Annotated in this window: 8 protein-coding genes; 2 read left to right on the top strand and 6 right to left on the bottom strand. The window is 54.8% G+C overall.

The annotated features are described in order from the left end of the window. Window positions 1-155 precede the first annotated feature (155 nt). Window positions 156-2,225, bottom strand: coding sequence for a beta-N-acetylhexosaminidase (locus tag VF639_RS20000; RefSeq protein ID WP_331147712.1), 2,070 nt, complete (start codon window positions 2,223-2,225; stop codon window positions 156-158). Window positions 2,226-3,175: 950 nt separating this feature from the next. Here VF639_RS20000 and VF639_RS19995 point away from each other — a divergent pair. Next, window positions 3,176-4,744, top strand: coding sequence for a right-handed parallel beta-helix repeat-containing protein (locus VF639_RS19995; protein WP_331147711.1), 1,569 nt, complete (start codon window positions 3,176-3,178; stop codon window positions 4,742-4,744). Between the two features lie 361 nt (window positions 4,745-5,105). Then, entirely contained in the window at window positions 5,106-6,914 is a 1,809-nt protein-coding gene (locus VF639_RS19990; protein WP_331147710.1) for a hypothetical protein, read from the top strand. Between the two features lie 157 nt (window positions 6,915-7,071). On the opposite strand, the gene VF639_RS19985 is transcribed toward VF639_RS19990, so the two are convergent. The 5 genes from VF639_RS19985 to VF639_RS19965 form a co-directional block, all read right to left on the bottom strand. After that, entirely contained in the window at window positions 7,072-8,427 is a 1,356-nt protein-coding gene (locus tag VF639_RS19985; RefSeq protein ID WP_331147709.1) for a DUF58 domain-containing protein, read from the bottom strand. An 80-nt stretch (window positions 8,428-8,507) separates the two neighbouring features. Then, a complete protein-coding gene (locus tag VF639_RS19980) occupies window positions 8,508-9,671 on the bottom strand; it encodes an AAA family ATPase (protein WP_331147708.1) in 1,164 nt (387 codons plus the stop codon). A gap of 171 nt (window positions 9,672-9,842) precedes the next feature. Further along, window positions 9,843-11,333, bottom strand: a complete 1,491-nt coding sequence (locus VF639_RS19975) for a DUF4350 domain-containing protein (RefSeq protein ID WP_331147707.1) — start codon at window positions 11,331-11,333, stop codon at window positions 9,843-9,845. A gap of 11 nt (window positions 11,334-11,344) precedes the next feature. Beyond that, complete coding sequence (locus VF639_RS19970) at window positions 11,345-12,109, bottom strand: DUF4129 domain-containing protein (RefSeq protein WP_331147706.1); 765 nt, start codon at window positions 12,107-12,109, stop codon at window positions 11,345-11,347. An 80-nt stretch (window positions 12,110-12,189) separates the two neighbouring features. Continuing rightward, window positions 12,190-13,203: a hypothetical protein gene (locus tag VF639_RS19965; protein WP_331147705.1), complete on the bottom strand. Its 1,014-nt coding sequence runs from the start codon at window positions 13,201-13,203 to the stop codon at window positions 12,190-12,192. Window positions 13,204-13,254: the final 51 nt, after the last annotated feature.

Below are 13,254 nucleotides of genomic sequence, written 5' to 3'. Positions count from 1 at the left end.
AAGCAGGTGGCAAATCAAGTCAGTGATGCAACGAAGTTGAAGCCTCTCGCCAAAGTAGAAATCGAGCGGGGCAGGAGCGAGGCTTCGTTAGCGGACGTCAAATCAAGCAAGACAGGTATTCGAGTATTAAGTACCTGAAAAAATGGGCTGGCGTATCACAATACGCTTTGTTGAAGCAGCTTCCGCATGGCTGGTAGCACCGCCAACTCAGCTTGTCCCGCGGGAGCTTTGGCGGCATCCAATTGCTTTTGAGTTGCAGCCAGCCAGGTAGGACTAGGCGCTTGGCCACTTTCCAGTAGCTGCAACCGCTCTAAGCCTAAGGTGGCGAGCAAGTGAAGCTGAGTTGAAAGCGGCGCATATTCCAGGAGAGCGGGAGTAGTGGTAAACAACGGTTGTAGCCGGGCGTCATTGGTTTCCCAAAGCTTTAGTTGGTCGCGCACGGCGGCTAAGGCATCGCGCGTGGCGGCTTCTTTAGGTAAGGCGCCTTCACCGGCAGCATAGCCGGAAAGCAGAGTACTCACTTTCTCATTGAATTGACGGGCTACATCGGATTCAGCCGGTGCGGCGTCTACCAGCCGGTTTAAGGGCGTCTGAGGCGTGTAGGTGAAGCCTTGAAAATGCCGTTTATATTCCTTCACCGGCTCTAGCACTTCCGCCAACGTGCGCAACGGCACCCGGTAAGTAGGACCACCCATCTGCGACAAAAGCTGCGCCGGAACTTTGCGATGCTGTAAACCTAAGCCCTCCAACTGAGTGGAAACAGTGGCCAGGCGACGGTACATATCAGCTACATCCTGCGTGGCCGCGGCCGGTGACCAAAGCCGCTCCGCAACGGCCGCCGCCCGGGGCCAGATACGCGAGTCCATAATCAGGCTGTCGGCAAATTCGGCCCACATAGTAGCCTCACCGCCCAAGATCAACTTTTGTTGTTCCGGCGTTAAGGGAGTATCAGGCGGGAGAGGGTCGTTGGTGTAGTACGTAGCGGCCGTAAAATTGAGGTCGAGGTAATAGCCGCTGGAAAGCAGAGCGGCATGACCGGCCACGGCGGCATCGTTGAGTCCTTTTTTGCCGCGCCAACTTTGGATAACGGCATTCTGCGGCAAGCCAGGCCCTAAAATTTCGTCCCACCCTACCATCTTCTTGTTGTACTTCGTGACGATGGCCAGCACCCGGCGGTTGAAATAGGTTTGAAGCTTATGCTTGTCTAAGGTTTTGCCATCGGGCTTCAGCATGTCGTTGGCTTTGGCATACGCCATGATGCGCGGGCTGCGCCGCCACTGTCGGCCGTCGTTTTCGTCGCCTCCTATGTGGAAATACGGATCAGGAAACAGCGCCGTCATCTCTTTGAAGAGGGAGTCGAGCAGGGCGTAGGTGGTTTCTTTTGTAGGGTCCATGGCCACGTTGGCGGTGCGCCAGCTCTGGTACACGGTGTATACTGAATCGTTGGAAGCCAACTGTGGGTAAGCGGCAATCCAGGCGATGGTGTGGCTAGGTACATCGAACTCCGGCAGCACCCGAATACCGCGGGCGGCGGCGTAGGCCAGCACCTCGCGCACTTGCGCTTGCGTGTAGTATTGGCCGCTTATCTCGTGCAAACGCGGTAGTGTCTTCGTTTCCACCCGGAAACCTTGGTCGTCGGAGAGGTGCCAGTGAAGCACGTTCAACTTCACCGCGGCCATGGCATCGAGGTTGCGCTTGATCAGGGCCACTGGCATGAAATGCCGTGATGCATCAATCAGTAACCCTCGCCACGGAAAACGGGGCTGGTCTTGAATATCGACCTCTGGTAACTCATTTCGTCGCCCATTGATTTGAGGTAGCTGCTCGAGAGTGGCCAAAGCGTGCAACACGCCCAAGCTAGTGGGTGCATCAATGGTCACGCCCATTGGGGTCACGCGTAAACTGTACCGCTCTTCGTCGAAAGCTTCGGGTCGGCCTACTTTACCGTAGCGAATCTGCAGGGGTATGGCTTTAGTGCCGGCTGGTGCTGAATTGCCACCGCGGCGCAGCCGGGACAGGGTACGCGTCACGGCTGCTGCCGTAGCTGCATCAACAGGGCCCTGCAAATTAGGCCGCAGGTAGGTTTTCGAGCTTAGAATACCCGCTCCCCACCGCACTGAGCTTGGTACTGGCAGCAGGTTGCGAGACACCGGCGCCGTCTGCGCCCGCAAAGACACAGTAGCTAACCAAAAAAAAGACAGAACAATAAAAAAGCGAAGAAACATGGGCTATGCAAGTATCGAACGGTAGCGAAAGATACGGGAGCAGCCGCATCAGGGGTTAGCTACTGCATCATTCGTGCCGAGCAGATAAAGAATAACCCTGCACCTGAACTGATTAAATAACCAAACGACCACACAAGCTGAACGAAACAAGCAGCTAGCGGATGTTGATGATCTTCTGGTGTACAGCACGCAGATTCCAGTAGAACAGGTTTCTGTTTGATACAACTGGATCTGCGCCTTGTCACCGTCTATACACTCCAATGCGAACGAGTTGGATGCCCGGCATCAATAAGATATTTCTAATATAAAGTTCGGACGTAGGTGCAAGAGAGTAGAAGCATCTATTCGCCGGGTGTTATATCCTATTGGTCGAATTTCTTGCCAACCAACTTATAATGGGCGTTCAATTTAAATAGAGCTTGCACGAAGCAGCTTAGCTTTATATTCATATTTAATGTTGTCTGCTTCTAATGAAAACATGTGACTTATGATTTTGCACGAAAATATGTGATTTATAGCTTTAATCTTGTAAAATAGGTTTTAGCATAGTCCTATTTTTATAGTAATCTATGAAGCTTATCATTGTCTAAATAAATGGTAAGCTTCTTATGAGTAAACTAATACTACTAATTGCTGCTTTCTTCACTTTGTCGCTCTCAGCTAATGCTACTACGTATTACGTGAGTTCATCGGGTAATGATATTAATTCGGGTATATCTGCGCCAATGAGCTGGCGTAGTATAAACAGAGTTAACAGGGCGCGTTTAGCAGCAGGTGATATTGTGCTATTTGAAGGAGGTGCTTCGTTTGCTGGTGGTATACAAATAGGTTCAAGAACACAGGGTACAGCTACACAGCCTGTTATTTTTAGTTCTTATGGTAGCGGCCGGGCTGTTATCAACAGCGGTAATGGCACCGGCTTCTACGCCCACAACAGCGGCGGTATAGAAGTGCGGAACCTTGAGTTTGTGGGTGCTGGCCGGCTAACCAATACCAGTTCCGGCGTAGCCTTCTATCTTGATTCCGCTAACGTGCATCTGCAGCATCTTGTGTTCGATAATGTTAGTGTACAGGGTTATCGGGGCATTGGTATATCCATTGGTAGTTGGAACGGGACTAGCGGCTACAACCAAGTGCGAGTTACGCACTGCACTATGTCGGCCAACGGCGAGGTTGGGCTAGCTTCCTACGCGGAAGCGCTAGCCGCCCACCACAATTGGTACGTAGGTTATTGCCAAGCCTTTGACAATGCCGGACGCGCTGATGTTACTACCACCAACACGGGTAACGGCATCGTGTTATCGGGTATCGACGGGGCCTTAGTAGAGCATTGCGAAGCGTACAATAATGGCTGGCTTAATGCGAACCAGAGCGGAGGACCAGTGGGTATTTGGGGCTATTGCTGCAACAACTTGCTGATTCAGTATTGCGAGTCGCATCATAATCGATCGGGTACGCTCTATGATGGGGGTGGTTTTGACCTGGATGGAGGCTGCACCAATTCAGTTATGCAATACAATTACTCGCACGACAATGAAGGACCAGGCTACTTACTAGCTCAATACCCGGACGCACCGCCCATGCACGATTTGGTTATCCGCTACAACATCAGCGAAAACGATGGCCGCCGTTATGGGAAGGGTGCCCTTTCTTTTTGGTCGTCGGGAGCCAGTGGTGGTATCGAGCGGGCCTTAATTCATAACAACACCATCTACGTAACTCCTCCGGCTGATGGCTCACGACCTAAGGCTGTAGACATCATTAGTGGTGGTGTCAGTGATGTGGTGGTGTGCAACAACATATTTCAGACCACAGGCGGACTGCCATTGGTGGCCAGCGTTACCACGCAGGGAATAATGTTGCAAGGCAATGCATACTGGAGTAGCGGGCAAGCTGTGCAGCTAGAGTGGGGCTCAGGCCATTATACCTCTCTGGCGGCATGGCGGGCAGCAACTGGACAAGAGCAAATCGGTACCCGTGCTACGGGTGTGGAGCTAGATCCGCAACTGCAGCAGCCAGGTACTGGTGGCACATTAGCAATCTGGAGATCAGGCTTGCCACTGACCTCTCTGGCAGCCTATCAGCTGCAACCTAGTTCGGGCTTAAGAAATGCAGGACTGGATATACTTAGCGAATTCAACGTGAATCCGGGCCCACGCGACTTTTTCGGTAATTCCACTCCTGCGCGTGGTGCCGGGCGTACTATTGGAGCCTATGAAACGGCTGTGGTTGCTAGTACTAGCAAGGCTGCCCTGCCTGGTTGGTGTGGTGTTTATCCGAACCCGGCCCGAGAAGCTCTTCATCTGAAACTCGTTGGTGATAGAACTGCCAGCCGTGTACCCGTCTTGATTCAATTATATGATGCCATGGGCCGGCTTCAGTTTTCGCAGACCCGTCAAGCGGAGTCAGCGACTACTATGGAGTTGCATGTTCCACTTGGCGCTTTGGTAGCGGGGCGGTATCACCTGGAGGTTATTCAAGGGAGCCGGCGGTATAGTGAAGCACTTCTAGTTGAATAAGAATGCTGGTTTTATAGTCGAGGCTTAAAAAGTAAAACCAAGCATTTACTTGAGTTAGCCGGCAAGTTGGTGCAGAACACAGCTAAGTGTCTGTGCCTACTACTTAAAATAACGCGAGCAGCACTCCAGAAAGCAGTTTATCTGCCGCTTCCTGGAGTGCTGCTCGCATTCAATATAAGTTGAATCACGACTTTAATCAGTTGCTTAGGAGTGTCGTCTGTTTGCCAAGCATAGGTATTGCGAGTACTGGGATTGCGGTAGCACGTGTAGCGGACAGATTGGTCTGATACGTAACTTTCCGCAATTTGCAGCTCCTGTATTCAGCTGTTCCGGCGAGGGCCTGATTGTTTTCTTTTAGTTTATGAAGTCTCCTTCCCGAATAGCTGGCTGGTTTTGCACGGTATTACTAGTGGCCATGGCATGGTGGTATCATCCCGCGCCGCAGCCTTGGCCGACGTCGCCGGTTCTTAACTGGGATGCTTCAGGATACTACCTCTATCTGCCAGCTATATTCGTGCATCACGACTTGCGCGAGCTGAAATTCCGCGACCAACTCCTTAAGGAATACGCCCCAACCCCCGACTTCTACCAGGCATTTCGGCACCCCGGCAGCGGCAATTTTGTAATGAAATACTCCGCCGGATTGGCTGTGCAAGAATTGCCTTTTTTCTTGGTAGCGCATGCGCTTGCTAGGCCTCTGGGCTATCCTGCCGATGGATTTTCGCCCCCCTATCAGCTCGCCATCAAGCTGGCAAGCTTGCTGATATCGGTGCTCAGCTTTTGGCTGTTACGACGGGCGCTGCTGCCACGGTTTGGCGAGTGGCCCACTGCCCTGACACTGCTCATTTTGCTACTAGGCACCAATTACATTGTTTACAGCGGAGCTGGCCACGCTGGTATGACGCATTGCTGGTTGCTTGGCTGGTATGCCGTACTGCTACTTCTCACCCCATCCTTTTACGCTCGGCCTAGCTTGGCAAAGGCGATAAGCATTGGAGCGATAATCGGGCTGATGACGCTGACCCGCCCTACCGAAATCCTGGCCGTGCTGCTGCCTATGCTCTGGGGTTTGCGTGCAACCGGAGCCGCTTTGCGCGAGCGGCTGGCTTTTTGGCAGCAACACTTGCCTTTACTGCTAGCGGCCCTTTTGGCCGGTGGGGCGCTGCTTGCTGTTCAGCCGCTGTATTGGTACTACGCCAGTGGCGACTGGATAGTGTATAGCTATCAGGATCAGGGTTTCAATTGGCTGAAACCGCACCTGTGGGATGGCATCTTCAGCTTCCGCAGCGGCTGGTTACTGTACTCACCGTTGCTATTAACGGCACTGTTTGGCTTTGGGCCACTGCGCCGCCAGCAGCCCGAGGCGTTCTGGGCTATGTTGGTTTTCACTGTACTTTTCATCTACGTCACCTTTGCCTGGAACGAGTGGACTTACGGCGGGGGGCTAGGGCAACGAGCCATGATAGAGAGCTACGCAGTATTAGCGTGGCCGATGGCTGCTGCCCTGCGCTGGCTGCTGGTGCGTCCCCGGTGGGCGGCAGCATACGGCGTGGTGGCCGTAGTGGGCTGTGCCTATGGGTACTGGCTCACACAAATGTCCATACCAGGCGGACAAGGTGGCTTGATAGCCGCCGGCGAAATGACCCGTGCGTATCTATGGCGGATATTGTTCCGCTATCAAGTACCGCCCGAAACGATGCTGTTGCTAGACAGTAATGCCGAATTTACGGGTACTGCCCGCAACACCCGCGTGCTGTGGCAGCAGGACTTCGAACAGCCAGCTCCCGGTATCTGCGGCGCACCGGCTTTGCAGGGTAATTGCTCGTTAGCCCTCGATTCCGCGCATCGGCAAAGTACGGAATGGGTGATTCCCGCTCGTCCTGGCCAGTTTGAGTGGCTGCGGGCCTATGCCGATGCCCGCGCCGACCAAAAAGAATGGGACCTGAACCACATGACGCAATACGTAGTGCGCTTTCGGCGCGGTAACGACATCGTGAAGGCTCGAACTATCCGTCTCCAACGCGCCTTAGAACCGGGCTGGCCACGTACCCTCTACTTTGATGTTCGCCCACCCAAAGACTTCGACAGTGTGTCGATCACCTTCCTCTACTATGGTAGCACCGCTAACCTGCTTCTAGACAACGCCCGGCTAGAGTCATTTGACAATTAATCACGGATTTATGCGGATTAGACGGAGTAATGAAATTTTGTGGACGATTATCCAGCCGACTCACTGCTAGCTACTAGCGGATCTTTTGCACCAATCCAACGATTGGTGATCGTTCACAAAATCCGATTACTCCGTCTAATCCGCATAAATCCGTGATTTAGATGAGGCCCCGCGCTTTGAATTCCAGGTACTTGTTGATGGTATCTACCGTCAGGTTCTGAGGAGCTGTGAGGAGGGAATGGATGCCGTAGCGGTTCAACTCTCGCACGATCTGGCGCTTTTCCTGGGCGAATTTTTCGGCAATGGTTTGATTGTAGACATCTTGTGCCGTTTCAGTTGACGCGTCCAGAAACTCCCGTAGCTCGGTATTCTCGAAGAACACCACCAAGAGAAGGTGGTCTTTGGCGAAGCGGCGCAGGTAAGGCAACTGGCGCTGCATGCCGTTCAGCGTCTCGAAATTAGTGAACAGGATAAGCAGGCTGCGTTGCCGGATATTGGTTTTGACGGTGATATAGAGCCGCTCGTAGTCGGTTTCGAGGTACTTGGTGCGCTGGCGGTAGAGGACTTCGAGCAGCTTGCCCATGTGCCCGCCCCGGCGGTCGGCGGTGAGCAGGGTGCCAGGTTGGTGTGAAAAGGTAACCAGCCCCGCTTTATCATGCTTGAGGATGGCAATGTTGCTCACTACCAGCGTGGCATTAATGGCATAATCCAGCAAGCTCAGGCCGTTGAAGGGCATGCGCATCACCCGGCCTTTGTCGATGAGGCAGTAGACTTGTTGGGCGCGCTCGTCCTGGTAATGGTTCACCACCAAGGCCTCAGCCGCGTGGCCCGTGGTGGCGCGGCGGGCAGTGGCCTTCCAGTTGATAGTGCGTGGGTCGTCGCCGGCTACGTAGGGGCGGATCTGCTCGAACTCCATGCTCTGGCCCACCCGGCGGATACGCTTCACCCCTACTTCCGTGAGCCGGTTGCTGATAGCTAGCAGCTCGTACTGCCGCATCTGCAAAAACGACGGATACACCGGCACCATTCGGCTGCCGTCGAACCGAAACCGCCGCCGCACCAACCCGAGCGGGGAAGCCACGTACACGTTTACAGCGCCAAATTCGTACTCGCCGCGCTTCACCGGCCGGAGCTGGTATCGGATAACGGTGGTTTCTCCCGCCTTTATTTCCGCCCGAAACAGCACGTCGCGCCGCTGAAACTGATGCGGAATCTCGTCAATGGTTTCGGTGTGAACCGGGAAGCGGTAATGGTTTTCAAGGTAGATGGCAATGTCGTTGTCGGAGCCGTTGGCGAGCTTGTCGCCCATCACCCGGCGGCCAAATACCTGCCCCGTCTCGCCACGGGCCGGGGCATGGAGTAAGCCCGCATCCAGAGCGGTTAGAACCAGCAGCAGCCCAAGTGCCAACTGCACCGGCGCCAGCCACCCCGGCAGAAAAAATGCCACTACTAACCCAATAACCAAGGCAAGCAGAGCGAAAAAAAAGCGGCGAGTCAGGAAGAATGATTTCATCAAACAGTAAAGCTTGGCTGTCGTTGCGTGGGCTGCTGGCTTGCTGCGCCACATAGAGCCCCGCAACAAGCAGCACCTGCCTATCTTGGTACCTCAATCTGCTGCAGAATCTGCTTTACAATATCGTCGGCGGTGCTGCCTTCCATTTCGCGCTCGGGGGTGAGTTGAATGCGGTGGCGCAGTACGGGAGAGGCCAGATATTGCACGTCTTCGGGGGTCACGAAGTCGCGGCCGCGGAGGGCGGCCAGGGCTTTGGCGCCGTTGAGTAGGGCCAAGGAGGCCCGAGGCGAAGCGCCTAGATAAAGCCCTTTGTGGGCGCGCGTCTGGCCAACGAGACGGGCAATGTACTCTAACAGCTTGGGCTCGACGTGCTGCCGCCGCACTTGTTCGCGTAGGCCGCGCAGGTCGTCGGCGGTCAAAACGGCGCGCACTGCATCGAGCGGCATGCCGCCGAAGCCTGCGTGGTGGCCTTGCAGGATGCTTATTTCCTCTTCTACAGAAGGATAGCCCACGTTGAGCTTGAACAGGAACCGGTCGAGTTGCGCTTCGGGCAGGCGGTAGGTGCCTTCTTGCTCGATGGGATTTTGAGTGGCCAGCACCACAAACGGGTCGGGTACGGTATAGCGGGTACCATCCTGCGTGACCTGCCGTTCCTCCATTACCTCAAACAGCGCCGACTGTGTTTTGGCCGGAGCCCGGTTGATTTCGTCGATCAGCACAATACTGGCGAAGATGGGACCCGGCCGAAACTCGAAATCTGCTTTGTTGGGCCGGAATATCGACGTGCCCAACACGTCGGACGGCATCAGGTCGGGCGTGAACTGTAAGCGGCTGAAGGGCACAGCAAGCGTGCGAGCCAGCAGTTTGGCTGTAAGTGTTTTGGCTACGCCTGGCACTCCTTCCAGCAGCACGTGCCCATCGGCCAGAATAGCCGTCAGTAATAGCTCCGCCAACGCTTGTTGGCCCACGATTACTTTGCTTAATTCCTGCCGGATAGCATCGGCATACCGGCTTAAGTAACTCAAATCGGTGCGGGATGTAAAAGCGGCATCTCCTGAAGCATCGGGTGAAACATTACCATCCAAAGCATCGGCTGTTGGCGTTGTCTCGGCACTAAGTATTACCGCTGGATCGGGAACGGAAGAAGGTGCGACGGGAAGCGCGTTGGGTTGCGTATCGAGGCCTGATGATAAAGGAGAAGTTGAATCCGGAGAATGACCCGGCGCATCAAGTGTATGGTCCATTTCTTGAAATCAAAAGAGGAAATGCCGATTGTGAAAGAGAAAAAGGTAATCAGAATAATTTCATTTAGTTTTTGTAATTAACCACATTTAAGAGCGCTTATCAGCTCAAGCGAGTATTTATTGGAATAATTAAATAACGGAAAATTATTATTTAAAAGGATAGTGCAATAATTAAGTTGCTGCTTTGCGGAAGGCATTTAGTGCCTTGTTTAGTGCCAGCAAATCGGCATCAGATACTTGCGGCGCGGTGAGTAAAAAATTAATGCGGCGAACCAGCGCGTCGACTTCAGGGCGAGGAATACCAGTTTTTTGGGCTAGCCGCTCCCGGGCCACCTCGTCGTTCAGGTCTAGGCTTGGTTCGTGCAGCCGGGTGCGCAGATGCTCCAGAAACAGCTGAATCTTCTTTTCCGCAATCAGGGCGTGGCTGTTGCCTTGCCGGTACAGGCTGGCCACGGTGCGCGTGAACAGCAGCGTGGTGTTGGGCAATGGCTTAAGAATAGGAATGACGCGCTGCCGACGGCGGGCCTCAAACAGTACAAACAGTAAGGCCCCTAGTAAACTTGAATACAAGGCCCGGCGCAAGGCGTCGTGCGCCATCAGCACCCGTAGCAACGACTGTTCGCCCTGTCGGCCTTGCTTCTGGTATTCATCCCACCACACGGTGCGGCCAACTGGCAGGTAGGAGAGAGCCGCAAAAGCAAAGTTGCCGGTGCGCGGCTGGAGGGCGAAGTAATTGGTGAAAGCTAGGGGTACAGTGCACAGATAGATGTGCCCCTGGCCGTGCGGTACGCGCACCAGTACGGCCTGGCCAGCCGTGTCGGCGGCAAGTTGGGTGGCTGCCACGCCACTATCGGCCAACAGCCGGTACGAAGCGCCCAAGGCAGGCAGCTTAAAGCCGTTGCCGGCGGCTCGTGCCAACCGTGGATTGCTGAGCACCAAGCGCACTGAATCCAGAAGCGCAGCATCAGTAGCCTCCTTCTTCTTCTTCTTTTTCCGAGGATGAAAACGGCTTACAAATGCGGCAGTACGAAAGCCAATAGTATCAGCGAAATGACGATTAAACTGCTCGGCGGCAATAAATACATCGTTGCCGCGGGCCACGTGGCGCAGCAAGGCCCGGCAATCTGACTCACTTAGCTCGAAGACATCATCTACGAACAAATAGGTGGCTTTCGGATAGCCCGCTTCCGCTAAGCCCGCTTCGTAATCTGCATCGTCGGGAGCCTCGGTAGTGCTGGCTGTGGCCGTATCAGCGGGTTCCTCTGCCCGCGCTAAGGTAGGCGAAGTAGCATCCTCGTTTTCGTCTGCTACAGCGGTTGTATCGGTGCTGGCGGAATTTTCATTACCCTCATCGGAGTCCTCCGAATCAGTTTGATCGGCGGTAACAACTGCATCCGTCGTATCGGCAACAAGGTCGTTGGTGGGCTCGTCCTGGCCTTCAATCTGGTTGTAGATAGGCACACGCACCGTACGTACTTCGCGCTTATCGACGCCCATCAGGTCGGGCAGCACGTCGTAGAGCACGTAGGTGCCGTAGGGGATTTTGTCGTTGTTTTGGAAGGTTGGAGTCCAATCTAAGGGTTTGGGGCGGTAATACTCCACGGCCACATAAGCCCCAAACAGCAGCGCCAACCCCAACAGATACCAGCGGAACGTTGTCATAGAGGAGAGGGTCAGGCGGCGCGGCGCGAAGTGGCCAGAAGTTGCTGGAAAGCTTCGCGGGTGGTGCGGGCCTGTGCGTAGTGCGTGGGCGTGAGGTCGTCGTGCTCCCCATACCACACGTAGTCGAACTGCCGGGTTAGCTCCCGAAAGGCGGTGGCCAGCGGACCAGCGGGTAGTTCGTAGAGGTAGTCGTGGTTGGTTTTATCGGGCTGCCAGCGGATCAGGCCCTGGTCGGTGAGTTGCTTGAGCACTTCCAGGTAGCCGAGACGCACCGCCAGGCGGTAGTTGCCGCTGGCTTCGGCTTCCCGCAGCAAGGTTTGGAAGTCGAGGGCATGGATATCTTCGGATTGGGCGTCGTAGGAGAGGGGCGCGCGTTGCGGAGCCCGGCCAAAGGCGCGGGTGATGTCGACTTGCATTAGTTTCAGCACTACAAACACAAAGGCAACCAGCAGCGCGGCATAAATGCCGTACTCCCAAAGCAGCTTGCCGGGCCGGGTTTCCAGCAGATCGGCCACCCAGCGCCAAAACCGCAGCCACAGCAGGTCCCAGGCGCTGTTTTCGCTTTTCACGGTTACGTACTTAAAATCGCGCTGCTCCCGAAACGCACGCAGCCGCTCGGCCGTGGGGGCACGCAGCACTACGTTGCTGGCGCGGTCGGCGGGGAGCTGGCGGGGCAGGGCTGCGGCATTGCGCGCCGGCTGGGCCAACGCAGGCGGCGCGGCCAGCAGCCACGCTAAAGCTAAAACCCGAACCAAGCAGCTAAAATAAATACGCACAGAGCAAAGAAAATGGGGATGAAGGTAGCTTCGAAATGCAGAAGAGCCCACGGTAAAGGTTGGCTGCTATGCACTTATGGCTAGTATTCGCCGTCGCCGTCGGGACGGTAGGTGCTGTTGTAGGCCACCGGGGCCGGACCGTTACCAAGGCTGTCTACCAGGTTGCGCATCCCGAGTCCTTCCTTTTCTTCCACAAGGTGGAAGTACTGAAACAGCATGGCCAGCAACGACACTGAATAAGTGAAGGTGATGCCGAGGGCGTAGAAGCATTGAGCCGCAATACCGAAAGCATCGGAGCCGAGCACCGGAATCTTCAGAATCTTCCCGAACATAACGGCGTACTGCGGCAAAATGAATAGAAACGTAAGCATACCCTGAATCATGCCGGCTACCAGCAGCAATCCGAACGAGGCCCACCAGTTGCCGCGCACTAGGTAGAAGCAGCGCCGCAACGTCTCCAGCACACCACTATTTTCCATCCACAAAGCCGGAAAGAAGAGCGATAGGGGCACCATCACGTACAGAATCACGGGCATCAAGACCAGGAAAACCAAGAAAACCACCACCATGCCGGCCCCACCGCCTACTATACTCACCAGCGCCACGAAGCCGCCCGCCAGCAGCATATAAAGGCCACAGAGTGTGCCCATGGCGGCTAGCATGCGACCTAAGCCAGCTTTGATTTGCTTCCAAACTCGCGCTGGAGTGAGCGCTACGTTCGGTTCTTCTGTGAGCAGAATGCGGGTGTAAGCATACAGCGTGCTTAGCAGCATGGTAAATGCAATAACTCCACTCACAATGGCTAGTCCCACTCCCACAAAATAGGAAACGCCAAACATCGAGGCGCTGCTGGCCGAGGCTGTTATAGTGCCGTTCCGGGCGCTCTGAGCATTGTCGGCTGCCACGTTCCACATGCCGTTGGTAACCAGACCCAGTCCAATACCGGCCAGCAACGACACTGGCAGTACAAAATACGCCAGACACTTGCCTAGAGGCCGCCAGTGGGCTCCTAAAAACTCGAACGTCGAACCAATCTTGGCGCCGAAGTCCCGTTCCTGACGGAAGTCGGTTTCCCTAGTAAACTTTAATTGCATGGTGGTATCCGTAGAATTCGGTAAAACTAAACCTTGCGTGGGGAGCTAGTT

The organism is Hymenobacter sp., assembly GCF_036387835.1.
Taxonomy (GTDB): Bacteria; Bacteroidota; Bacteroidia; order Cytophagales; family Hymenobacteraceae; genus Hymenobacter.
This window is presented reverse-complemented; position numbering and strand designations above follow the sequence as displayed.

Bases quoted from the DNA above. Each gene is read 5' to 3' on its own strand.
- VF639_RS20000 (WP_331147712.1), bottom strand. From the start codon at position 2,225: ATGTTTCTTCGCTTTTTTATTGTTCTGTCTTTTTTTTGGTTAGCTACT.
- VF639_RS19990 (WP_331147710.1), top strand. From the start codon at position 5,106: ATGAAGTCTCCTTCCCGAATAGCTGGCTGGTTTTGCACGGTATTACTA.
- VF639_RS19985 (WP_331147709.1), bottom strand. From the start codon at position 8,427: ATGAAATCATTCTTCCTGACTCGCCGCTTTTTTTTCGCTCTGCTTGCC.
- VF639_RS19980 (WP_331147708.1), bottom strand. From the start codon at position 9,671: ATGGACCATACACTTGATGCGCCGGGTCATTCTCCGGATTCAACTTCT.
- VF639_RS19975 (WP_331147707.1), bottom strand. From the start codon at position 11,333: ATGACAACGTTCCGCTGGTATCTGTTGGGGTTGGCGCTGCTGTTTGGG.
- VF639_RS19965 (WP_331147705.1), bottom strand. From the start codon at position 13,203: ATGCAATTAAAGTTTACTAGGGAAACCGACTTCCGTCAGGAACGGGAC.